Source organism: Streptomyces sp. NPDC043870 (assembly GCF_056435785.1).
Window position 1 is genome coordinate 114,842 of sequence record NZ_JBWKDT010000008.1, and the last position, 21,225, is coordinate 136,066.

The 21,225-nt window shown below is 70.8% G+C and carries 26 protein-coding genes and 2 pseudogenes; 15 read left to right on the forward strand and 13 right to left on the reverse strand.

Annotated features, from left to right (window positions below; translation table 11 throughout):
* Nucleotides 1–208 precede the first annotated feature (208 nt).
* From AC0699_RS13255 to AC0699_RS13295, 9 genes are all read right to left on the reverse strand, one after another.
* Complete coding sequence (locus tag AC0699_RS13255) at nt 209–487, reverse strand: hypothetical protein (protein WP_478659311.1); 279 nt, start codon at nt 485–487, stop codon at nt 209–211.
* Nucleotides 484–678, reverse strand: a complete 195-nt coding sequence (locus AC0699_RS13260; protein ID WP_478659313.1) for a hypothetical protein — start codon at nt 676–678, stop codon at nt 484–486. Before AC0699_RS13260 ends, AC0699_RS13255 begins: the two co-directional genes overlap by 4 nt.
* A gap of 62 nt (nt 679–740) precedes the next feature.
* Nucleotides 741–1,592, reverse strand: coding sequence for a helix-turn-helix domain-containing protein (locus AC0699_RS13265; protein WP_478659315.1), 852 nt, complete (start codon nt 1,590–1,592; stop codon nt 741–743).
* Between the two features lie 15 nt (nt 1,593–1,607).
* The gene (locus AC0699_RS13270) at nt 1,608–2,135 is read right to left on the reverse strand and encodes a DUF6879 family protein (protein WP_478659317.1); all 528 of its coding nucleotides are present in this window, start codon (nt 2,133–2,135) and stop codon (nt 1,608–1,610) included.
* The gene (locus tag AC0699_RS13275) at nt 2,104–2,367 is read right to left on the reverse strand and encodes a hypothetical protein (protein ID WP_478659319.1); all 264 of its coding nucleotides are present in this window, start codon (nt 2,365–2,367) and stop codon (nt 2,104–2,106) included. The genes AC0699_RS13270 and AC0699_RS13275 overlap by 32 nt, the downstream gene beginning before the upstream one ends.
* Nucleotides 2,368–2,560: 193 nt before the next feature.
* Nucleotides 2,561–2,983, reverse strand: coding sequence for a hypothetical protein (locus tag AC0699_RS13280; protein ID WP_478659321.1), 423 nt, complete (start codon nt 2,981–2,983; stop codon nt 2,561–2,563).
* Between the two features lie 437 nt (nt 2,984–3,420).
* Complete coding sequence (locus AC0699_RS13285) at nt 3,421–4,137, reverse strand: hypothetical protein (protein WP_478659323.1); 717 nt, start codon at nt 4,135–4,137, stop codon at nt 3,421–3,423.
* Nucleotides 4,137–4,493: a hypothetical protein gene (locus AC0699_RS13290; RefSeq protein ID WP_478659325.1), complete on the reverse strand. Its 357-nt coding sequence runs from the start codon at nt 4,491–4,493 to the stop codon at nt 4,137–4,139. The genes AC0699_RS13285 and AC0699_RS13290 overlap by 1 nt, the downstream gene beginning before the upstream one ends.
* A 25-nt stretch (nt 4,494–4,518) precedes the next feature.
* Entirely contained in the window at nt 4,519–4,794 is a 276-nt protein-coding gene (locus AC0699_RS13295; RefSeq protein WP_478659327.1) for a hypothetical protein, read from the reverse strand.
* Between the two features lie 229 nt (nt 4,795–5,023).
* Here AC0699_RS13295 and AC0699_RS13300 point away from each other — a divergent pair, with 229 nt between their 5' ends.
* The 4 genes and pseudogenes from AC0699_RS13300 to AC0699_RS13315 all read left to right on the forward strand — a co-directional run bounded on the left by AC0699_RS13300 (nt 5,024) and on the right by AC0699_RS13315 (nt 7,591).
* Nucleotides 5,024–5,659: an ATP-dependent Clp protease proteolytic subunit gene (locus AC0699_RS13300; protein WP_478659558.1), complete on the forward strand. Its 636-nt coding sequence runs from the start codon at nt 5,024–5,026 to the stop codon at nt 5,657–5,659.
* A gap of 7 nt (nt 5,660–5,666) precedes the next feature.
* Nucleotides 5,667–5,973: pseudogene (locus AC0699_RS13305) on the forward strand (hypothetical protein).
* Between the two features lie 518 nt (nt 5,974–6,491).
* Complete coding sequence (locus tag AC0699_RS13310) at nt 6,492–6,968, forward strand: C40 family peptidase (RefSeq protein ID WP_478659329.1); 477 nt, start codon at nt 6,492–6,494, stop codon at nt 6,966–6,968.
* 89 nt (nt 6,969–7,057) lie between these two features.
* Complete coding sequence (locus AC0699_RS13315) at nt 7,058–7,591, forward strand: DUF6328 family protein (protein ID WP_478659331.1); 534 nt, start codon at nt 7,058–7,060, stop codon at nt 7,589–7,591.
* Between the two features lie 108 nt (nt 7,592–7,699).
* Here the strand turns inward: AC0699_RS13315 and AC0699_RS13320 are convergent, their stop codons facing one another.
* Complete coding sequence (locus tag AC0699_RS13320; protein ID WP_478659333.1) at nt 7,700–8,143, reverse strand: ATP-binding protein; 444 nt, start codon at nt 8,141–8,143, stop codon at nt 7,700–7,702.
* Nucleotides 8,144–8,385: 242 nt separating this feature from the next.
* Between AC0699_RS13320 and AC0699_RS13325 the strand changes: the two genes are divergently transcribed.
* The gene (locus AC0699_RS13325) at nt 8,386–9,243 is read left to right on the forward strand and encodes a helix-turn-helix domain-containing protein (RefSeq protein ID WP_478659335.1); all 858 of its coding nucleotides are present in this window, start codon (nt 8,386–8,388) and stop codon (nt 9,241–9,243) included.
* Between the two features lie 15 nt (nt 9,244–9,258).
* Nucleotides 9,259–9,477: a DUF397 domain-containing protein gene (locus tag AC0699_RS13330; protein WP_478659337.1), complete on the forward strand. Its 219-nt coding sequence runs from the start codon at nt 9,259–9,261 to the stop codon at nt 9,475–9,477.
* 13 nt (nt 9,478–9,490) lie between these two features.
* Here AC0699_RS13330 and AC0699_RS13335 read toward each other — a convergent pair whose 3' ends face one another.
* Nucleotides 9,491–10,648 carry an 8-amino-7-oxononanoate synthase gene (locus AC0699_RS13335; protein WP_478659339.1) on the reverse strand — a complete coding sequence of 386 codons (1,158 nt, stop codon included), beginning with the start codon at nt 10,646–10,648 and terminating at the stop codon, nt 9,491–9,493.
* A gap of 145 nt (nt 10,649–10,793) precedes the next feature.
* Here AC0699_RS13335 and bioB point away from each other — a divergent pair, with 145 nt between their 5' ends.
* The 5 genes from bioB to AC0699_RS13360 all read left to right on the forward strand — a co-directional run bounded on the left by bioB (nt 10,794) and on the right by AC0699_RS13360 (nt 15,409).
* A complete protein-coding gene (bioB, locus tag AC0699_RS13340) occupies nt 10,794–11,966 on the forward strand; it encodes a biotin synthase BioB (RefSeq protein ID WP_478659341.1) in 1,173 nt (390 codons plus the stop codon).
* Complete coding sequence (locus AC0699_RS13345) at nt 11,959–13,257, forward strand: adenosylmethionine--8-amino-7-oxononanoate transaminase (RefSeq protein WP_478659343.1); 1,299 nt, start codon at nt 11,959–11,961, stop codon at nt 13,255–13,257. Before bioB ends, AC0699_RS13345 begins: the two co-directional genes overlap by 8 nt.
* Before the next feature lie 238 nt (nt 13,258–13,495).
* Complete coding sequence (gene bioD / locus AC0699_RS13350; RefSeq protein WP_478659345.1) at nt 13,496–14,212, forward strand: dethiobiotin synthase; 717 nt, start codon at nt 13,496–13,498, stop codon at nt 14,210–14,212.
* A 5-nt stretch (nt 14,213–14,217) separates the two neighbouring features.
* Complete coding sequence (locus AC0699_RS13355) at nt 14,218–14,562, forward strand: VOC family protein (RefSeq protein ID WP_478659347.1); 345 nt, start codon at nt 14,218–14,220, stop codon at nt 14,560–14,562.
* Between the two features lie 166 nt (nt 14,563–14,728).
* Nucleotides 14,729–15,409, forward strand: coding sequence for a class I SAM-dependent methyltransferase (locus AC0699_RS13360; RefSeq protein ID WP_478659349.1), 681 nt, complete (start codon nt 14,729–14,731; stop codon nt 15,407–15,409).
* Here the strand turns inward: AC0699_RS13360 and AC0699_RS13365 are convergent.
* Entirely contained in the window at nt 15,403–15,774 is a 372-nt protein-coding gene (locus tag AC0699_RS13365; protein WP_478659560.1) for a fic family toxin-antitoxin system, toxin component, read from the reverse strand. The two genes, AC0699_RS13360 and AC0699_RS13365, sit on opposite strands and share 7 nt — an antisense overlap.
* 124 nt (nt 15,775–15,898) lie before the next feature.
* On the reverse strand, nt 15,899–16,183 hold the full coding sequence (locus AC0699_RS13370; protein ID WP_478659351.1) for an antitoxin: 285 nt from the start codon (nt 16,181–16,183) through the stop codon (nt 15,899–15,901).
* Between the two features lie 102 nt (nt 16,184–16,285).
* Between AC0699_RS13370 and AC0699_RS13375 the strand changes: the two genes are divergently transcribed.
* The 4 genes and pseudogenes from AC0699_RS13375 to AC0699_RS13390 all read left to right on the forward strand — a co-directional run bounded on the left by AC0699_RS13375 (nt 16,286) and on the right by AC0699_RS13390 (nt 21,091).
* Nucleotides 16,286–17,068, forward strand: a complete 783-nt coding sequence (locus AC0699_RS13375) for an ABC transporter ATP-binding protein (protein ID WP_478659353.1) — start codon at nt 16,286–16,288, stop codon at nt 17,066–17,068.
* Nucleotides 17,069–17,078: 10 nt separating this feature from the next.
* Nucleotides 17,079–19,649, forward strand: a complete 2,571-nt coding sequence (locus AC0699_RS13380; RefSeq protein WP_478659355.1) for an ABC transporter permease — start codon at nt 17,079–17,081, stop codon at nt 19,647–19,649.
* A gap of 56 nt (nt 19,650–19,705) precedes the next feature.
* Nucleotides 19,706–20,578, forward strand: a pseudogene (locus AC0699_RS13385) (LLM class F420-dependent oxidoreductase); the annotation flags it as partial.
* A gap of 87 nt (nt 20,579–20,665) precedes the next feature.
* Nucleotides 20,666–21,091 carry a GNAT family N-acetyltransferase gene (locus AC0699_RS13390; protein WP_478659562.1) on the forward strand — a complete coding sequence of 142 codons (426 nt, stop codon included), beginning with the start codon at nt 20,666–20,668 and terminating at the stop codon, nt 21,089–21,091.
* The last annotated feature ends 134 nt before the right edge of the window (nt 21,092–21,225 follow it).

Here is a 21,225-nt window from a genome sequence, read left to right on the forward strand (position 1 = left end):
GTGAAGTGGGCCCGCTCCGGCCGCATGCGCAATGCGAAGGCCCACCCGGATCGGCGGAGCGTCCGAGCTGTTCCAGGGCCACGGGGCCAGAGCGGGTGACTGGGAGCCCCGGCCGGACGGGACGGGAATCCTGTGACCGGCCGGGGCTTTGGCAGCGGGCGCCCTGGTGTTGCTCGCCGTCGGGCGCTCCGCTTCACCGCACGCTGCGCTATGAGCGTCGGATGCGGGGCTTTGGGGGCAGGGCGCTGCGCTCGTTCTCGGGGACGAGCCCGGCCGCGATGGCCTTGGACTTCTGCTGCTCGCCTGCGCGCACGAGGAACTGTTGGCGGATGGTCGCCTCACTCACAAGCCCGGGCCCGGGTGCGCGGCCGTGGTGGAAGCGGAGCCGGTACATGTGGAACGGTCCGTGGCCGCCAAGGTCCATCGTGATCAGTCCAGTGCGGCCGTCGTGGGGCGTGGTGGCGTACTCCCACTGACGGAGTGTCATGCGGCACCCCCGAGCGGGGTGAGACCGCGCTGCTCACGGCACGGCGCACACGCGTACAGCGCCACCGGCGGCCCGGAGGACCACTCCCCGTACTGGATCAGCTCGGCCGTCTCGGACGAGCCCATGTGCCAGTGGCACCATCCTGGATTCGCCGCGTTGACGGCTGCGGCAGGCCGGGTTCCCGTCTCCATGACAAGGAAGCTACGGACGGCGACGGAGCGGGCTCCAGGAAGTTGCGGGAAGTTGCGCAACCTCACCCAACGGAGTCAAGTGCGGCCCTGATCAGGGCCCGCGCCCGCTCGCCGTGGACTGCGATCCGCATCAGCTCGGCATGAGCCTTGACGTACGTCGCGACCTCGCTCGGCTCAGTCACCGTCACCTGCGCGGACAGCAGCTCGACGTGCACCCGCTGATCGTCGAACATCGTGAATGCCTCCAGCGTCCACATGCGCCGTGCGCGCGCTGAGAACGGGATGATGCCGAGCGACACCGCCGGCAGCGCCATCGCGGACAGCAGATAGCCCAGTTGTCCCGCCATCACGTCCGGTTCGCCGAGCTGGTAGCGCAACACGGACTCCTCGACGAGCATCACGAACCGATGGTTGCCCTCCCGGATCACGCTCTTGGAGCGCGCCATGCGCGCCTCTACGGCGTCCACAACGTCGTTCGGAGTCCCGCGGAACTCGGTGATGGCGGACAGCAGGGCAGTCGCGTACTCCGGGGTCTGGAGGAGGCCCGGCATGACGTGGGAGGAGTACGTACGGAACAGGCGGGTGCGTTCGTACAGCGGGACGCGGGACTCTTGCAGCTGCCGCAGGCCGGTGCGTTGCAGCCTCCGCCACTCCGTGTACATCGAGTCCGCGGAGCGGGAGGCGGCGATCAGGTCGGCGATGCGGTCCGTGGCCCCGCACGCCGTGCACCAGGCGCGGATGTCGGCGTCAGACGGCGCCGCCTTGGCCGACTCCAGACGGGAGGTCTTGGCCGGGTGCCAGCTGCACCGCCGGGATACTTCCCGGGCCGTCAGTCCAGCGTCCAACCGCATCTCACGCAGGCGTTGAGCGATCGCCTTGCGTGCGGCCTGAACGCTGGACGACGGAGAGGACATCAGCGCGTGGGTGCGTCAGACGCGGTACTCGTCGTGCGGGATCGCCCGCTCCCACACCGCCTCGAAGGCGGAGGAGCACAGCTTCACGACGGCCGGATCGTCGACCACTTCGGGGCCACCTGAGGCGCCGGCCCCGGAGAAGTGGTTGAAGCGCACCACGCGGTCATCGAACAGCCAGAAGTCGTTGCCTGGCAGGGCGATGTCAGAGGCACGTCGGCGCGGCAGCCACCGCACGTGCTCTCCGGCCTCGATGTTGAGCGGGGTTCCGGCGTGCTCGAACCGGATGTACTCGCTCACGGGCTCGGACACGATCCGGGCCCGCCGCATCACGACGCCTCGCGCCACTGCGGCGCGTACCTGGTCCAGCCACGCCTTGCGGCGGCCGGCCCGGTCGTACCGGCTGCTGTCGTCGCCAGCCTGCCACGCGGCGAACTCCTCGGCCTCCGAGGCGATGCCGTAGGCGTCGCGCATCTCCAGGTGCACGGCCGAGCGGTGGCAGTCGGCCAGCTGCTCAGTGAAGCTCGGCACGCTGTTCTGCGGCATCGCACGCCTTCCTCACGAGTGGCACCATGCGTGCCGGAATCCTGATCACTGCCTCGGTGTCCGGGACATGTCCGACGGTGAGGCACTCCTGCTCTGTCGCCTCGTCGGCCTTCCACCCTTGGAACACCATGTCTGCGTTCGTGTCGTCGACCCACACCGTTGGGCACTCGTCGCCGTCGGTGTTGGGGTCCTTACCGAAGAACCGTAGAGCCATGCCGACCTCCGTGATCAAGGGGGTTGCGACTTCTTGCAGACCATCACCCGGCGGAGTTCGGAGCGTCAAGGGTGCATCACGCCATGTAGTCACCGCAGGGGGCGTGAACACGACGACGCCCGGCCCGTGTTGAGGGTGCCGGACGGCGGTGGCACGAAACTGCGGGATCCCGCGGGCGGACCGTGGATTGCTTGCAATGACTACGAAGTCGTCAGGCGCCGTGATGGGCTGTGAGACAGGCCGTCATGGTTCCCGCCGGCGTCGTGAGCTCCGCGAGGAACGTCTGCCGGGTGTTCGGGTAGTACTCCTGGCAGACAGTCAGCGGCACCCCGCCCGTTTCAAGGTCAGTACGGTCGACGAACGCATGGCACTGGTAGCCCGGTGCGCCCGCGCCGAGATAGCTGGCCGTTCCCGTGACCCATGCCGTGCCCTCCAGCGACAGGCAGCCTCCGGCCTCTACCAATTCCGCGTTCTGCACGTAGATGTGCGCGACGGGAGCCGCTCCGCAGATGGTCTCGATGTCCGGGGTGTACATGGGCGACCCGAGGGCGCAGACGTCGGCCTTCGACTCGCAGAGACTCGGGCCGTCGGGCAACTTGTAGGAGACCGGGACGCAGCTTGTCTGGGAGCGCACCGTGGGAGCTGAGGTCTGAGTCGGCGCAGTTGAGGGGGCGGTCTCCTGCTTGGCCGTGGGGCTGCTGGCGGGCGGCGAGCTCTCGGCGCGTATGGTGCCTGCAGTGGTGGGGCTGGACTTCGGCAGGTCTGACGCCTCCCTGTTTCGATTCCCCGGGTGGAACACCAGCACCAGGGAACACGCGGCGACCAGGAGCACCCCACCAGCTGCTGCGGTGATCGTCTTCCATGGGAACCGCTTGCGTTCCCTGATGATCGGGATGTTGTCGAGGGTGTCCCCGTTGTGAAACCGCTCCAGGTCCTCGTCAGGTCTTGGCGGTCGCTGCGGTGGCGTTGCGTTCACAGGTCCCCCTGCAGTGATGAGGAGGACAGGGTATGGCCAGAACGCCGTGCGCCCGGCCCCTTCGTGAGAAAGCCGGGCGACGAGGGCGGTAGAGTTCAGAAGCGGCCGGGCTGAGGGAAACGAGAGTGCGCCACGGAGTGCGCACGCCAGGCAGCAGACTGGTCCTGTCCCTGCTTCTCCGCCGCGTCCCGCAGGCGCAGGAGCTGCGGCAGCTGTCGGACCTCCTCCGGGGCCCGTACGGCGTGGAACGCCTGCACCGCGAGCCGGTGATCCGGGCGCGTCGAGCGGCCTGCGATGGCCTCGCGCAGGCTCGCCACCTCGTCCAGCAGGCCAGCGGTGGTCAGGTGCTGGTTGACCCACTCGCGGATTGTGTGCAGCTCGGAGAAGTCGACGATCGCGGTGAGCGCTCCGCGGCGGCCGGCGTCGTCGTCGAACCGCTCGGCCTCCTGGAGCAGCCGGATACGGCCTGCACGGTCGGTTTCGGCGGCCTTGTCGTACGCGGCGCGGAACGCGGCCATGAGGACGGCGCGGTCGGCCGGCGAGGTGTCGGCAGGGATGCCGGGCCCAGTGGGCACCTGCGTCTCCAGCCATTCGAGACGCTCGCGTCGGCGGGCCTTGAGCCGGTCCCACGCGGCCTGGAGCGCTTCGAGGTACATGGTGTACGCGGTGTCGACTGCTTCGGCCTTCGCCAGGTCGGACAGCCGGTACGAGGAGCGGGCTTCCTGCGCTGCTGCGAGATACGTGGCCTGCGCTGTGCGCGCTGCCTGTACATCGGGGTCCTGATCATGTGTGGGGAGCGGCTCGGGGGCCATCAGCGGTCCTTCCGCAGGCGGGCGAGGTGTTCGGCGTCGTCCGGGTGCCACAGGCCCCGCGCTGCGGCTGTGACGCCGTGCTGTGCAGCCAGGCGCCGGACGTGACGCCCGGTCACCCCGAGGCGGCCGGATAGTTCCTCGGTGGTGACCAGGCGACGTGTCGAGGGTGCGCTGATGTCCGCTGGTGTCCGTTCGGGATGTCCCTTCGCGGACAGGTGGTCCAGGGCGGCGGCGCGCAACGCTTCGAGAGCTGCGGCGACTTCGGGCCGCACCTGCCCGCCGTCGGCCCTGTGTCGGGCGAGCTGGGCCCGCAGCGCCAGCCACAGGGGGTGGCAGACGTCCGCGGGGAGGAACACCCCGCCAGCCTCGATGACAGCAGGTCTACGCGGCGTCGTCACCGTCGGGCCCTTCTCCGAGCGCGCGCTGAAGCAGCTCGGCGCATAGTGCATCAGCGACACGGGACCGTCGGCCGCTGTCCGTCCACGGGGTGCCGCGCGGCATCAGGAACCCGACGGCGAGCGTGGCGAGGCCACTTACGACGTGCCCGAGGTCCTCGGGGTCGAGGCCGGCCAGGAGCGCATCCACGTCCCCGTACCGGCCATCGGCGACGGTGGCGACGATCGCCCAGCACCGGTCGTGAATCTGCCCGTTGGTCACGGCTGCTCGGTCTCCTCCGCGGGCTCCAGCTCGACGACTGGGGGACGCTCGGTGCCCTCGGCGCCGCGGTCGTCGTCGTACGCCTGCCGTAGGGCGCTGAACAGGTTCCCCATTCTAACGGTCTGTACGTCCTGTACATTTTTTACAGAAACCCGGTCAGCCCCGGAAGACCGTGCACGCCATGAGATCCACGAGAGCCGCGAGAGCCGCGTACGAGGAGAGGCACGCCATGAACCGTCCTTCCGCCCGCTACGTCCTGCCCGAGTTCACCGAGCGCACCAGCGCCGGGCTCCGCTCCCTCGATCCGTACTCGAAGCTGCTGGACGAGCGGATCGTCTTCCTCGGCACACCCGTCGACGACACTTCTGCCAACGACGTCATCGCCCAGTTCCTGCACCTCGAGTACGCCGCCCCTGACCAGGACATCTCGCTCTACATCAACTCCCCCGGGGGCTCGATCAGCGCCATGTCCGCGATCTACGACACGATGCAAGTGGTGACCTGCGACGTGGCGACGACCTGCCTCGGCCAGGCCGCCTCCACCGCCGCCGTGCTGCTCGCGGCGGGCACGCCCGGCAAGCGAATGGCCCTGCCCGGCGCCCGGGTCGTCGTCCGGCAGCCCGCCCTGACCGAGCCGCTCCAGGGTCAGCCGACCGATCTGGACATCCAGGCACAGGAGTTGCTCCGGCTGCGCGAGCAGCTGGCAGCCATGCTCGTGCGGCACACCGGTCAGAGCGCCGAGCGCATCGCCGCCGACCTCGAACGCGACATCGTCTTCGACGCGGCAGCGGCCAGGGAGTACGGCCTCGTGGACCACATCATCAAGAACCGCAAAGCGTCCGTGATTTCCACCGGCGCGAGGTGAGCCGCCCATGCTGCCACCCGAGCTGCCGCCCCTGCCCGCACTGACGCGCGCCGAAAGCGAGTTCATCGACTGCTACCTCGAAGTCCTCGACCAGCTGGGACGGATCAACCCGGCCCACGGCACACACCTATGGCGCGCTCCGCGCCGCGCAGGCACTGGCCGCACGGGCCACGGCCCTCAGGGACTCACTGGCGCTGATGCACGCGCGCGGCGAGAGCGAGCTGCACTCGTCCACGCTGACGCGCGCCCTGCGGGTGCTGGACGGGGAGCGGAGGGCCTCGCGAATCACCGTGCCGCCCGAGCCGACGAGTTGACGGCCGGCCACACGGCAGCCCGGAACGCCGCTCGCGCCATGCCGGAGGCGTACGAGTGGGTGTCGCCCATCCAGACCAGTCGCAGCTTCAACATAAGTATCGGGCGAGTTGCGCACAGCGTTGAGCCATCTGGTCCAATGCGGCGTTCCGTTGCTGGTACGGCGCTCGTCACGCGGCCACCGGAACTCCGCCAAACGGCCCTGTCCACTCCAATGGATCAGTGGTGAGGAGCCTCACAAATCGTCGTTTCAACTCGGAAATCCGGCAGAAAGTGCGTCAAGATCCCTGGGACGACAAGCCCCCGCCACCGCGGCGGGGCGGTCCGGGCGGACGCCGAGTCCTGCCGCCGCACCGGATGCCTGGTCGACATGAGGGCTTCGGCAGGAGTGGAGGACCCGCGCAGTACGGGCCGGCCGCATGGCCGGTCCTCGGGGTGAAGCCGCTAGCGCGGCCGGGCGTTCTTCGCCGGTCCGAACCCGACAGGTCATCCTTCACAGGCGGCTGACGAAGGGTTGCGCATGACTGCGCAGACACATGTCCCGTCCCTGCTGTCCCGGACGGGTGCCGTCTCGGCTCTCACACTCGCCGCCGTCGGCGGCTCACTGATCATGCCGGGCGGTGTCTCCGAGGCCCAGGCGGCCTCGGCGCACGCGACGAAGGCCCTCAAGGTGGCCGCGTCGAAGAAGGGAGCGCCGTACAGGTACGGGGCCACCGGTCCGTACCGGTTCGACTGTTCGGGGCTCATTCTCTACTCGTACAAGAAGGCCGGTAAGCGCCTGCCGCGCACGGCGCAGCAGCAGTACAACCGCACCCGGCACATCTCCGCCCGCAAGCGGCAACGCGGTGACCTGGTCTTCTTCCATGCCGGCGGGTATGTGTACCACGTCGGTATCTACGCGGGCGGCGGCAGGATCTGGCACTCGCCGAAGACCGGCTCCGTCGTGAAACTGAGCAAGATCTGGTCCAAGAACGTGCGGTACGGGCGCGTGCGCTGATCCTGTGGGGGGCGCGTGGCACGACCGGCTGAATGCGCCGATCGGCTCAGCGGTGGCATGTTCCGCGGGGCGCGGGCTAGTCGTCATGCATGCCTGATGACGAAAGCCTCCGCGCCTCGCGGGACGAGACCGAGATGGAGCGGGCCGACCGTAACTTCGTCGAGCTGCTCCAGGAGCTCCGGGTCATCCAGACCGGCGTTCAGATCCTGTTCGCCTTTCTGCTGACGCTGGCCTTCACGGCCCGCTTCCCTTCGCTCGACTCGTTCCAGCGCGGTACGTACGTGACGACGCTGATGCTGGCCGTGGTCGCGGCGGCGCTGTTCACCGCGCCCGCCGCATTGCACCGCGGCCTGTTCCGCAGAGGTGCCAAACGGGAGATCGTCGACGTCTCCTCCCGGCTGGCCGGCATCGGCCTGGCGGTGCTCGCCCTGGCGCTGACCTCGGCGGTACTGCTGGTCGTCGACGTCGTGCACGGCACGCCCGAGGGGGTGACCGCCGCGGCCGCGACGCTGCTCGTCTGCGCGGGGCTGTGGGGCCTGCTTCCCTGGCTCGTGGGCCGGCACCTCACCTCGCGGGAGGACTCGCGGGAAGACCCGTCCTCGGCGCCCGGCGCAGGACGGTGAGAGCCCGCGCCACCGGTCTCCTCCACGGTCCGGGCGGTACGCGGCCGGACCGTGGCCACCGGCCGGGTCACCGCGGCGCCGCCGCCCGGCCGGTGGGCCGCCATCCGGTCAGTTGGGGTTCTGCACGGGTGCGGCGGCAGCCCAGGGCAGGACGATCCAGATGGTCTTCCCGCCCTCCGGGGTGGGGTTGACGGACAGCCGCCCGCCGCACTCCGCGGTGAGCCAGCGGATGATCACCATGCCCCGGCCGTTGTCCTGCTGTACGGCCGCGGGCAGCCGCTGCGGCCATCGGGGGTGGCTGTCGGTGACGCCGATGCGCAGTTGCTCGTCGCGCTCCAGCCGGACGTCGACCGTGAAGGTCGGCGACTGTCCGAAGGTGTGCTGCACGGCGTTGGTGGCGAGTTCGGAGACGATGAGCCGGACGGTGTCGGCCGCTTCGGTCTCCCCCGGCAGTCCCCACTCGGTGAGGATGTCGGAGACGTATCTCCGCGCGGCGGGGACCGAGGCGGGATTGCTCGGCAGAGTGACGGATGCTTCCTGGTGATCTGCCATGGCGGGCTGTCCCTTTCCCACCGGGGCCGGTTTGCGGCACGGAGCGGATGATGTGCCGGAACAGCCTCGGATTGTGCTTCGCGCCAGACTGCCACTCTTGCTGTCGCCGGTGGTGCCGATCCACCAGGATATGCATATATCTGTCGCTCAAAGCGGTGAACTCTGCGACGGGAGACCGTATTTGGGCCCATACTCGGCGCTGCGATTCGCCGGGGATTCGGCGGCCGAAGGAGGAGACGGGGATGCGGCACGGTCCCGCGGTGCGCCGGCGCAAGCTCGGGGAGGAGTTGCGCGGGCTGCGGCTCGGCGCGGGCCTCACCAGCCGGGAGGCGGCGCGGCTCGTGGGCTGGCACCAGTCGAAGGTGAGCCGGATAGAGACGGGCACGAGCGGGGCGAAGCCGGCGGACGTGGCCCGGCTGCTCGATGCGTACGGGGTCGTCGACCAGCGGCTGCGGGAACTGCTGGGGACGCTGGCCGGTTCGGCGGACGGCGGAGGTACGGGCTGGTGGCACGCCTATCGGGGGGTGATCCCACCGCAGTACCGGGACTTCATCAGTCTGGAGTCCCAGGCGAGTACGGCCCGGACGCTGGAGACGTCGGTGGTGCCGGGGCTGCTGCAGACCCCCGACTACGCGCGGGCCGTGACCCGTTCGGCGCTCGAAGGGCTGCCGTCGGCCACCGTGGACTCACTGGTGGAGGTGCGGATCGCCCGGCAGCAAGTGCTCCGTGCGGAGCGGCCGCTGGAGTTCAGCGCGGTGCTGGACGAGGCGGTGCTGCGGCGGCAGGTGGGCGGCCCGCGGGTCATGCGCGGTCAGTTGAGGAGGGTGCTGGACATGGCCCGGCTCCCCCATGTCCGGCTGCAGGTGCTGCCGTTCTCGACCGGTGGCTACGCGGGACTCACCGGACCTTTCGTTATCTTCTCCTTTCCGAACACTTCTGATCTGGACGTGGTTGTTCTTGACCACTTGACGAGTAGTCTCTATCTGGAGCGGAAAGAAGACCTTGATGCGTACGGCGCCGCGTTCCGCACCATGCAGGCGCATGCGCTCTCGCTCCACGACTCGTTGGATCTCATCGCCGGGATCGGTGACGGCGCGTAGGGAAGGCACCCCCCAATGTCTGCTCACGACGCACGCATACACACCCCGCTGCGCACCCCGTGGCAGCGCAGCAGCCGCAGTGTCGGAATGAACAACTGCGTCGAGACCGCACGCTGCGCCGACGGCGCGCTGGCCGTGCGGGACTCGAAGAACATCCATCTGCCGGTGCTGCTGTTCTCCCCCGCCGCCTGGACCGGCTTCGTGCGCGGGCTGGGAGGGGACTCGGCCGGCTGACGGACCCGCCGGCTCAGACGGCGGGCGCGGTCCCCAGGATGGCGGCGACCGCCGTCTCGACCTGCTGAGGCGTGAGATCGGCCCGCGCGGTGAGCCTGATCCGGGAGATGCCGTCCGGCACGGACGGCGGCCGGAAGCAGCCGACGGCCAGTCCCCGGGCCCTGCAGTCCGCCGCCCAGCGCACGGCCGACTCCGGCGACGGAGCCTGTACGGAGACCACGGCCGCGTCCGGACGCGCGGCCGTCAGTCCGGCGCCCGTCAGCCGGTCGTGCAGCGTCGCGGCGACGGCACGGGCACGGTCCGCGAGGGCGGGTTCGCGGCGCAGCAGCCGCAGGCTCGCCAGGGCCGCGCCCGCCGCGGCCGGGGCGAGGCCGGTGTCGAAGATGAAGGTCCGGGCGGCGTTGACCAGATGGTCGATGACCCGCGCCGGGCCCAGGACGGCACCGCCCTGGCTGCCGAGGGACTTGGAGAGGGTGAGGGTGGCCACGACGCCCGTGGCGCCCGCGAGTCCCGCCGCGTCCAGGGCACCCCGGCCACCGTCGCCGAGGACTCCGAGGCCGTGCGCGTCATCGACGACCAGCGCAGCGCCGTGCGCCCGGCACACCTCCGCGAACCCGGTCAGCGGAGCGGCGTCGCCGTCCACGGAGAAGACCGAGTCGGAGACCACCAGGGCGCGCCGTCCCGGGTGCGCGTCCAGCGTCTTGCGCACGGCGTCCGGATCGGCGTGCGGCACCACAGCGGTCTCGGCCCGCGAGAGCCGGCACCCGTCGACGATCGAGGCGTGGTTGCCCGCGTCCGAGACGATCAGGGACCCGTGGTCGCTGAGCGCCGTCAGCGCGGCGAGATTGGCCGCGTACCCGGAGGAGAACACGAGCGCGGCCTCGAACCCGCAGAACTCGGCCAGCTCCCGCTCCAGTTCGGCGTGGAGTTCGGTGCTGCCGGTGACCAGCCGGGAGCCGGTGGCGCCCGCGCCCCAGCGCCGGGCCGCCTCGGCCGCCGCCGCGGTGATCTCGGGCCTGCGGGTGAGACCGAGGTAGTCGTTGCTCGCGAGATCGAGCAGGGTGGCGTCGGCGGATCGCGGGCGGAGCGTACGTACCAGCCCGGCGTCCGCGCGGCGCCGCGCCGCGCCGTCGGTCCAGTGGAAGGGATCCTGGGGCAAGGCCTGGGACATGAGGCTCCGGTCCTTTTGTAGGCAGCGCACAGACCCTATCCCTGGACAGCCGAGGTCAGAGTGTGGCCATACACACACCTCATTCGGCGTCTGTTGTCGAGTTCCTCCTTGGCCGGGGAGTGTCCGGTAGGCGAGGATCTGCGCCATGGACCTCCTGAACACGCTGGTGGACAAGGGCCTGCGGCGTGAGCTGCCGACCCGCGAAGAAGCGCTCGCCGTGCTGGCGACCTCCGACGACGATCTGCTCGAAGTGGTGGCCGCGGCCGGAAAGGTACGCCGTCAGTGGTTCGGACGGCGGGTGAAACTGAACTATCTCGTCAACCTGAAGTCCGGTCTATGCCCGGAAGACTGTTCGTACTGCTCCCAGCGGCTCGGCTCCAAGGCGGAGATCCTCAAGTACACCTGGTTGAAGCCGGACGAGGCGTCGCAGGCGGCGGCCGCCGGGGTCGCGGGTGGCGCGAAGCGGGTCTGCCTCGTCGCCAGCGGCCGGGGCCCGACGGACCGGGACGTCGACCGGGTCTCGCAGACCATCGAGGCGATCAAGGAGCAGAACGAGGGCGTCGAGGTGTGCGCCTGCCTCGGATTGCTCTCCGACGGCCAGGCGGAGCGGCTGCGCGCCGCGGGCGCCGACGCCTACAACCACAACCTCAACACGTCCGAGGGGACGTACGGGGACATCACGACCACGCACACGTACGCGGACCGCGTGGACACCGTCCAGAAGGCGCACGCCGCCGGTCTTTCGGCCTGCTCGGGCCTGATCGCGGGTATGGGCGAGAGCGACGAGGACCTGGTCGATGTGGTGTTCGCGCTGCGCGAGCTGGACCCGGACTCGGTGCCGGTCAACTTCCTGATCCCGTTCGAGGGCACGCCGCTCGCCAAGGAGTGGAACCTGACGCCGCAGCGGGCGCTGCGGATCCTCGCCATGGTGCGGTTCGTCTGCCCGGACGTGGAGGTACGGCTCGCGGGTGGCCGCGAGGTCCATCTGCGCACGCTCCAGCCGCTGGCGCTGCACCTCGCCAACTCGATCTTCCTGGGCGACTATCTGACCAGTGAGGGCCAGGCCGGCAAGGCGGACCTCGAAATGATCGCGGACGCGGGCTTCGAGGTGGAGGGCACGGACACCACGACACTTCCGGAGCACCGGGCGGACGCGGTGGCGGGCGGCTGCGGCTCGCACGGTGGCGGTGGCTGCGCGCCCTGCGGTGACACACCGCAGGAGACCGCGGAGGCCCCCGCGGAAGCGGCGGTGGCCCGCACGGATCTGGTGGCGGTGCGCCGCCGCGGCGCCGGGACGGACCTCGCGCCCAATGCGTAGCTCCGACGCGCGCGAGCTCGTGGCCCTCGACCGGGCCCATGTCTGGCACCCGTACGGCCCGATGCCGGGCCGTACGGACCCGCTGGTCGTGGAGTCCGCGTCCGGAGTACGGCTCCGGCTCGCCGAACCGGCGCATGGGCGCGGCGAGTTGGTCGACGGTATGTCCTCCTGGTGGTCGGCGATCCACGGCTACAACCACCCGGTGCTGAACGAGGCCGCGCGCGGCCAGCTGGACCGCATGAGCCATGTGATGTTCGGCGGGCTCACCCATGAGCCCGCCGTCCGGCTCGCCACCCGGCTGGTGGACATCACCCCGGAGCCGCTCCGGCATGTCTTCCTCTGCGACTCGGGCTCGGTCTCCGTCGAGGTCGCCGTGAAGATGTGTCTGCAGTACTGGCGCTCGGTGGGACAGCCCGCGAAGCGGCGGCTGCTGACCTGGCGCGGTGGGTACCACGGGGACACCTGGCAGCCGATGGCCGTGTGCGACCCGGACGGCGGGATGCACGAACTGTGGTCGGGCGTGCTGCCCCGGCAGGTCTTCGCGGACGCTCCGCCGTCCGGGTACGACTCGTACGAGGAGACGTACGCGGATCACCTGCGGGAGCAGATCGGGCGGCACGCGCACGAGCTGGCCGCGGTGATCGTGGAGCCGGTCGTGCAGGGCGCCGGGGGGATGCGGTTCCACTCCCCCGGGTATCTGCGGGTGCTGCGGGAGGCCTGCGACGAGCACGGTGTTCTGCTGATCTTCGACGAGATCGCGACCGGGTTCGGGCGCACCGGCACGCTGTTCGCCGCCGGGCACGCGGGTGTCCCGCCCGATGTCATGTGCCTCGGCAAGGCGTTGACCGGCGGCTATCTGACGATGGCGGCGACGCTGTGCACGGGCAGGGTGGCGGACGGGATCTCGCAGGGCGAGGTCCCCGTTCTGGCCCACGGGCCCACGTTCATGGGGAACCCGCTGGCGGCGGCGGTCGCGTGCGCGTCGATCGACCTGCTGCTGGGCCAGGACTGGGGCCAGGAGGTCAAGCGTCTGGAGGCGGGCCTGCGCGAGGGGCTCGCCGAGGCCGCGTCCCTGACCGGGGTGCGCGACGTCCGCGTCCTCGGCGGAATCGGCGTCGTCCAGCTCGACCACCCCGTGGACATGGCCGCGGCGACGGAGGCGGCCGTTCGCGAAGGCGTGTGGCTCCGGCCGTTCCGCGATCTGATCTACACGATGCCCCCGTACGTGACCGGCGACGAGGACCTCGCCCGCATCACGCGAGCGGTCTGCGCGGCCGCGGCGGCGGGGTGACCGGGGGCCGCGCCCCCGACCCCGGTACGCCCTGCGGCGGCGCGGCTCCGAATCCGGCACCGTCGGTGGGCCGGGGTGTCCGTCCTCAAGTGACGGACGGGCCCGGAACGAGCCCCGCTGGGGGTCCCCCCACGCCCCCGGGGCGCAGGGGATTCCGAGGCGCGGGCGTTCGGGGGCAGAGCCCCCGAATCCCCCGAGCGCAGGACAGCAAGAACACAACCGCAAGGAGCAGCAGCGCATGGGCGTCATCGTCGTCAGCGGAACCGGGACCGAGATCGGCAAGACCGTGGTCACCGCGGCCCTCGCCGCCGTCGCCGCGGCGCAGGGGCGGAAGGTGGCGGTGCTGAAGCCCGCGCAGACCGGGCTCGCGACCGGTGAGGCCGGTGATGCGGAGGAAGCCGCACGGCTCGCGGGCCCCGGGGTGACCGGCATCGAACTCGCCCGGTTCCCCGAACCGTTGGCACCGGCGACGTCCGCACGACGGGCGGGCATGACCCCGGTGGGCCCGCAGCACGTCGCCGAGGCCGCCGAGAAGCTCGCCACGGAGCACGATCTCGTACTCGTCGAGGGCGCCGGCGGTCTGCTCGTCCGGTTCGACGAACACGGCGGAACCCTCGCCGAGGCAGCCCGGCTGCTGCGCGCCCCCGTGCTGGTCGTGGCCCCCGCCGGGCTCGGCACGCTGAACGCGACCGCGCTCACCACCGAGGCCCTGCGCGCACGCTCGCTGGAGCCGCTGGGGGTCGTGGTGGGCAGCTGGCCCGCCGTGCCTGATCTCGCGGCGCGCTGCAATCTGGCGGATCTGCCGGAGTCGGCGGGCACGGAACTGCTCGGCGCCGTACCCGAGGGCTCGGGATCGCTGTCGCCGTCGGCGTTCCGTACGGCGGCGCCGAGCTGGCTGGCGCCCGCGCTCGGCGGTGTGTGGGACGCGGCCGCCTTCGGCGCGACCGTACGCTGATCACCATGCGAGCACGAGTGCAGGAGATCGTCTTCGACTGCGCGGAGCCCGCGGCTCTCGCCCGGTTCTGGTCCGCGCTGCTCGGCGGCGAGCCGGTGGTGCGGAACGAGGACTGGGCGTACGTCGATCCGCCCGGTTTCGTACGCGTCGCCTTTCAGCGCGTGCCGGAGGGCAGGACCGTCAAGAACCGGCTCCACCTGGATCTGGACGTGACCGGCATCGAGGCCGCGGCCGACGAGGCGGTGGGGCTCGGCGGGAGTCTGGTCGGGGACGTGGTCACCGATGCACAGGGCCGGTTCCAGGTCATGCGGGATCCCGAGGGCAACGAGTTCTGTTTCGTGGCCGAGTGACATGGTGACGGTGCCCGGTGACACGGTGCCGGAGCCCAGTGACCGGCGCAGTGACAAGGCCTGGTGACACGGCCGGCCGCAGGGCCTGACTGACCCGGGCCGTCCGGGGGGACAATCACGGTATCCGTCCATCCGTACCGGTTCACCGGACGTCGGAGGAGGCTCCATGCCGCTGCGCAGCTCCAGAGTTCCCCGGGACGCCGTGCACCATCCCGTCTTCGCGCGTTTCTACGCCCGGTTCAGTGTGTCCGCCGACCTCCGCGGCGGGATCGCCGCACACCGCGAGGAGCTGCTGTCCGGTCTGTCCGGCCGGGTCATCGAGATCGGCGCGGGCAACGGGCTGAACTTCACGCACTACCCCGGCGCCGTGTCCGAGGTGGTCGCCCTCGAACCGGAACGCACGCTGCGGCAATTGGCGGTGACGGCGGCCAGGCACGCGGATGTGCCCGTCGACGTGGTGCCGGGCGCCGCGGAGGCGCTTCCGGTGAAGAGCGAGGCGTTCGACGCGGCGGTCGTGTCCCTGGTGCTGTGCAGCGTCCGGGACCTGCCACGCGCGCTCTCGGAGATCAGACGTGTCCTGCGCCCCGGCGGTGAGCTGCGGTTCTTCGAGCACGGGGTGGCGCCTGGCGGAGCGATGGCCAGGGTCCAGCGGGGTCTGGACCGTACGGTGTGGCCACGGCTCTTCGGAGGTTGTCACACGGCCCGCGATCCGCTCGCCGCGATCGAGGCGGCCGGGTTCCAACCGGGTGAGTACCGGCGGCTGCGGGTACCGGAGAAGGGCCCCCGACTCCCCACGTCCTTCTGTGTGCTCGGTGTTGCGCGCCGGCCGCACGTGGACCGTCACTGACTCCATCGCCGCAGTTCACCGGCGATGTCCCGGACATCGGCCGTGCCTTGCTTCACCAGCCGGGCGAGGTCGCGGACACGTTCGGGCGACGTGACGAGCTTCAGCCCGCACGCGGCGAGATAGCCGTACGCGACCGCCGAGGCGAACATCGCGTTGGAGTGCTCGAGCGCGGGGACGTGCAGAAGGAGCTGCAGCAGGGAGGCGGCGCGGGTGTGCGGATCGTCGTAGACCGGGGTGCCGAATATCTCCGCTTCGTGCCGGCTGACGGCGGCGATCAGTGCACCCCAGTCGGTGACCTGAGGATCGCCGGGCGTCTTGTGCTCGGCGACCATGAGAAGCCAGGCGAGGTCGATCGACAGGTTTATGTTGCCATGTGACGGGGTCTCAGCGGATTCGTCGTTGTCCATGGGTGCCGGCTGTCTCAGGGGTAGGCGGTCGCACAGGGGTTCCGCGAGGCACGGGCGCCCCGGCAGACGAACCTGCGCGAAGTCAGCGCTTGCCCTGGCCCCCTCGCTCTGCCTGCTTGCCTTGCTTGTCCGCGCGTTCGGCGCCGGTCGTGCCGGCCACCGCCCCGAACTCCTCGGCGAACACCGACTCGTACTGCTTCATGAAGTCGGCGGCGGCCTCGACGAAGGTGCGGCCCACCTCGCCCGCGTCCTGCTTGACGAGCTCCTCGATGTAGCGGTTCACGCTCAGACCACGCTGGTGTGCCCGCCGGCGCGCGGCCTCGGCGGTGGTCTCGTCCACGCGCACGTTCAGCTGAGTCTTCGCCACACCTTCAAGCTAGCGCGGCGACGCTAGCACCGACAAGGCCCGGAGGAGCCCGTACGCTCAGGGGTACGGGAGCCGTCGATGCCCACGACCCGGGAGGCAGTCTTGTCCACACCTGCCACAGCGCCCGCCCAGGAACTGCCCGCGGATGCGCCGCTCGCCGCGCGGGCGCGCGGCCTCACCAAGGCGTACGGGACGGGCGAGACGGCGGTCCTCGCGCTGGACGCGGTGGACGTGGACATCGCGCGGGGGCGGTTCACGGCCGTGATGGGCCCGTCCGGCTCGGGCAAGTCCACGCTGATGCACTGTCTGGCCGGTCTCGACACGGTTTCGACGGGGCAGGTCTGGCTCGGCGACACCGAGATCACCGGGCTCGGGGATCGTGAGCTGACACGCCTGCGCCGGGACCGTATCGGCTTCATGTTCCAGGCCTTCAATCTGCTCCCGACGCTCACGGCCGCCGAGAACATCACGCTGCCGATGGACATCGCCGGGCGCAGACCCGACCGGGAGTGGGTGGATCTCGTCATCGACACGCTCGGGCTCCGGGACCGGCTGAAGCACCGGCCCGAGCAGCTCTCCGGCGGCCAGCAGCAACGTGTTGCCTGCGCCCGGGCCCTCGCCTCCCGCCCCGAGCTGATCTTCGCCGACGAACCGACGGGCAATCTGGATTCCCGGGCCGGCGCCGAGGTGCTCTCCTTCCTGCGTGAGGCGGTCGACCGGCTGGAGCAGACGGTGGTGATGGTGACCCACGACCCGGGCGCGGCCGGCCACGCCGATCTGGTTCTCTTCCTCGCCGACGGGCGCATCGTGGACGTGATGCGGGAGCCGACCGCCGAGGCGGTGCTGGAACGCCTCAAGCGCTTCGACACCGTGGGCAAGAGCTGAGGGCGGGCCCGTGCTCAAGGCGACCCTGCGGAGCTTCTTCGCCCACAAGGGCCGGCTGCTGCTGTCGGCCCTCGCGGTCATCCTGTCCGTGGCGTTCGTCAGCGGATCGCTGATCTTCTCGGACACGGTGTCCCGTACGTTCGACCGGCTGTTCGCCTCGACCTCGGCGGATGTGACGGTCTCCGCCAAGGAGGGCCTCGACGAGTACGTGCCCTCCGGGGTGGTCCGTACCGTCCCGGCGTCGCTCGCCGAACGGATCCGCGCGGTCGACGGCGTCGCCGACGCCCATGTCGACGCGGCAGTCGAGAACATCACGGTCGTCGACGACCGCAATGAGGCCGTGGGACCGACCACCGGCGCGCCCACGATCGTCACCAACTGGTACGTCACCGAGCGCAGTCCGGTGAGACTCACCGGCGGACGTGCACCCAGTGGTCCCGGCGAGGCCCTTCTCGACGAGGACACGGCCGCCAAGAGGAAGCTGGGGATCGGGGACACGCTCACCGTCCTGGCCCAGCCGGGTTCGTTCGACGTCCGGATCGTGGGGATCGCGACGTTCACCACGACCAACCCGGGCGCAGCGCTGGTGTTCCTCGACACTCCGACCGCGCAGCGGGAACTGCTGGGCAGGCCGGACGCCGCCACGTCGATCTCCGTCGACGCGGCCGAGGGCGTGCCGGACGCGGTCGTCGAGCAGCGCATCGCCGAACGGCTGGGCGGCGCCTACGACCTCAGGACGGCGGACGAGCAGGCCGAGTCGGCCGCCGAGCAGCTCGGCGGATTCCTCGACGTGATCAAGTACGTGATGCTGGGCTTCGCCGGGGTCGCGGTGCTCGTCGGGATCTTCCTGATCGTGAACACCTTCTCGATGCTGATCGCCCAGCGGACCCGTGAGCTGGGACTGCTGAGGGCGCTGGGCGCGGACCGCCGGCAGGTGCGCCGCTCGGTGCTCACCGAGGCACTGCTGCTGGGGCTCGTCGGGGCGACGCTCGGGCTGGCCGCCGGGATCGGCCTGGCGGCCGGGCTGATCGAGCTGATGGGCCTGTTCGGGATGACCCTGAGCGCCGCCGAGATGGTGGTGAGGGTGGCGACGCCGGCCGCCGCGTACGTGGTCGGGCTCGGGGTCACGTTCGTCGCCGCGTATCTGCCGGCCCGGCGGGCGGCCCGGGTGTCACCGATGGCGGCGCTCGTGGATGTCGAGGTCGCCGGTGTGGGGCGGCCGCTGCGGATCCGGGCGATCGCGGGTTCGGTGATCGGGGCGCTCGGCTTCGCCGCGTTCGCGGGGTGTGCGGCGAACGGGCGGACGGCGACCGCGTCCTCGCTGCTGGCGCTGGGGGTGGTGCTGACGCTGATCGCCGCGGTGGTGGCCGGTCCGCTGCTGGTGCGGCCGGTGATCCGGGTGCTGGGCGGGGCGTTCCCCAGGCTGTTCGGCCCGGTCGGAAGGATGAGCCGGCGCAACGCGCTGCGCAATCCGCGGCGTACGGGCGCGACGGCCGCGGCGCTGATGATCGGGCTGGCGCTGGTGACCGGTCTCTCGGTGGCGAGCGCCTCGATGACCAAGTCCTTCGACCGCCAGATCGACCGCACGCTGGGCGCCGACTTCGTCGTACAGAACGCCAACTTCCAGCCGTTCCCGCGGGAGATCACCGCGAAGGTGCGGAACGTGGAGGGTGCGGGCACGGTCGTTCGGCAGCGGTTCACTCCGCTGGCGCTGACCCTTCCGGACGGCACGCGGATCGAGTCGACGGCCGCCGGGTACGACCCGGAGCTGGACGAGGCCGCCAACGTCGGCTACGCGAGCGGGGACACGGCGGCCGCGCTGGCGCGGGACGCGATGGGCATGGACCGGGACTTCGCCGCGGAGCACGGGGTGCGGACCGGGGCGGTGCTGCCGGTCGAGTTCCCCGGCGGGCGGCAGGCCCGGCTGACGGTCGGCGCCCTGACGGACATGGACCAGGCGGCCGGTCCCGGGATGCGGGGCGGACTGTTCATGGGTCTTGCCACCTTGGACCGCCATGTGCCGGGCGGTCAGGAGAGCGCGGTGTACGTCAACGCCGCGAGCGGCACCGCTCCGGACGAACTGCGCGCCGGGCTGGAGCAGGCGCTCGATCCGTATCCGCAGGTGCAGGTGCAGGTGAGGGATCAGGCCGACTACAAGGAGCTGGTACGGCAGCAGATCGCCGTACTGCTCTATCTGGTGTACGCGCTGCTGGGCCTGGCGATCGTCATCGCCGTGCTGGGTGTGGTGAACACGCTGGCGCTCTCGGTGGTGGAGCGGACCCGGGAGATCGGGCTGCTGCGGGCGATCGGGCTCTCTCGGGTACAGCTGCGTCGCATGATCAGGCTGGAGTCGGTCGTGATCGCCGTTTTCGGGGCGCTGCTCGGGCTCGCACTGGGCATGGTGTGGGGAGTGGCGGTGCAGCAGGTGCTGCAACTGGAGGGGATGACCGAGTTCGCCGTGCCGTGGGCGACGGTGGTGGCGGTCGTCGTCGGGTCCGTGGTGGTGGGTCTGGCCGCGGCGGTGTTTCCCGCGCTGCGTGCCTCGCGCATGAACGTGCTGGCCGCCATCGCGCACGAGTAGCCGAGGCCAAGTTTGCCGAACTTGCCGAACTTGCCGAGCTTCTGAGGAGGTTCCTGATGGTCAGGCCGTTCCGGTTCGGGGTGAACATGGTGACGCCGGGTGAGGGCAAGGAGTGGCGCAAGCGGTGCAGACGGGCGGAGGAGCTCGGCTACGACACCATCCTCGTGCCCGACCATCTCGGCATGGTGGCGCCGTTTCCCGCGCTGATCGCCGCTGCCGAGGCAACCGAGCGGCCGCGGCTGGGCACGTTCGTCCTCAACACGGCGTTCTGGAACCCCCATCTGCTGGCCCGGGAGATCGCGACCACCGACGCTCTGACCGGCGGACGTCTGGAGATCGGGCTGGGCACGGGCTATGTGAGGGCGGAACACGACCGCGCGGGCCTGGAGTTCCTCCCGCCGGGCCGCAGGGTCGACCACCTGGCCCGCACGGTCGAGGAGGTCGGCCGGCTGCTCGCGGACGAGGGGCACGTACCTCGGGCGGTGCAGCGTCCCCGGCCTCCCCTGCTGATCGGCGCGAAAGGCGACCGGGTGCTGCGGCTGGCGGCCGAGCACGCGGACATCGTCGCGTTCACCGGGGCCCGCGTGGCGAACGGCGCGATGGTGGCGCTCACCGCCGAGGAACTGGACGAGCGGGTGGCTGCGTACCACTCGTTCGCGGCCGGCCGCGAGACGCCCGCCGAGCTCAACCTGCTCGTACAGGCCCCGACGATCACCGACGACCGCCGGGCCGCGGCTTCGGAGTTGCTGCCGATGGTCCCGTACCTCACCGAGGAACAGGTGCTGGAGCTGCCGCTGTTCGCCATCGGCACCGTGAAGCAGATCGCGGACCAGATGAGGGAGCAGCGCGAGCGCTACGGCTTCTCGTACCTCGCTGTGCTCGACCCCTGGATGGAGACGTTCGGCCAGGTGATCGAGGAGCTGCGGGGCGACTGGGCACGGACCGTACCGCCGGGCACGGACCGCATCGTGGAATCCGGTCGACCGCCGCGGCCCCTCGGTGGTCGGATGGCAGCCATGACTGATCTTCGGATACGGGCCGCGTCGCCGGCCGACCTCGGCATCGTGCTCGCCTTCTGGAAGGTGGCCGCGGAAGGCACCAGCATCAGCGACGACCCGGAGGGCGTCGAGCGGCTCGTCGTCCGCGATCCGCAGGCGCTGATCCTCGCGGAGCACGACGGTGAGCTGGTGGGCACGGTGATCGCGGGGTTCGACGGCTGGCGCTGCCATCTGTACCGGCTCGCGGTCCACCCGGACCACCGGCGGCGCGGCGTCGGCAGGGCGCTCCTCTCGGCGGCGGAGGAGCGTTTCGTACGCCTGGGCGGGCGGCGCGGGGACGCGATGGTGCTGGACCGGAACGCGTCGGCGCACCACGCATGGCGAGCGGCCGGCTACGCCCCCGAGCCTCAGTGGAGCCGTTGGGTGAAGCCACTCGCCGAGTGAGGTCCCCCGCACGCGCGGCTGAGCAGCCGGGTATCCGTGCACCGGGACGGCTGGGACAGCCGGCACGATCCGGGAGAGCCGAGACGGCCGGGCCGATCCGCGCGATTGGGCCACGACTTTGCCCGTCCTTTACC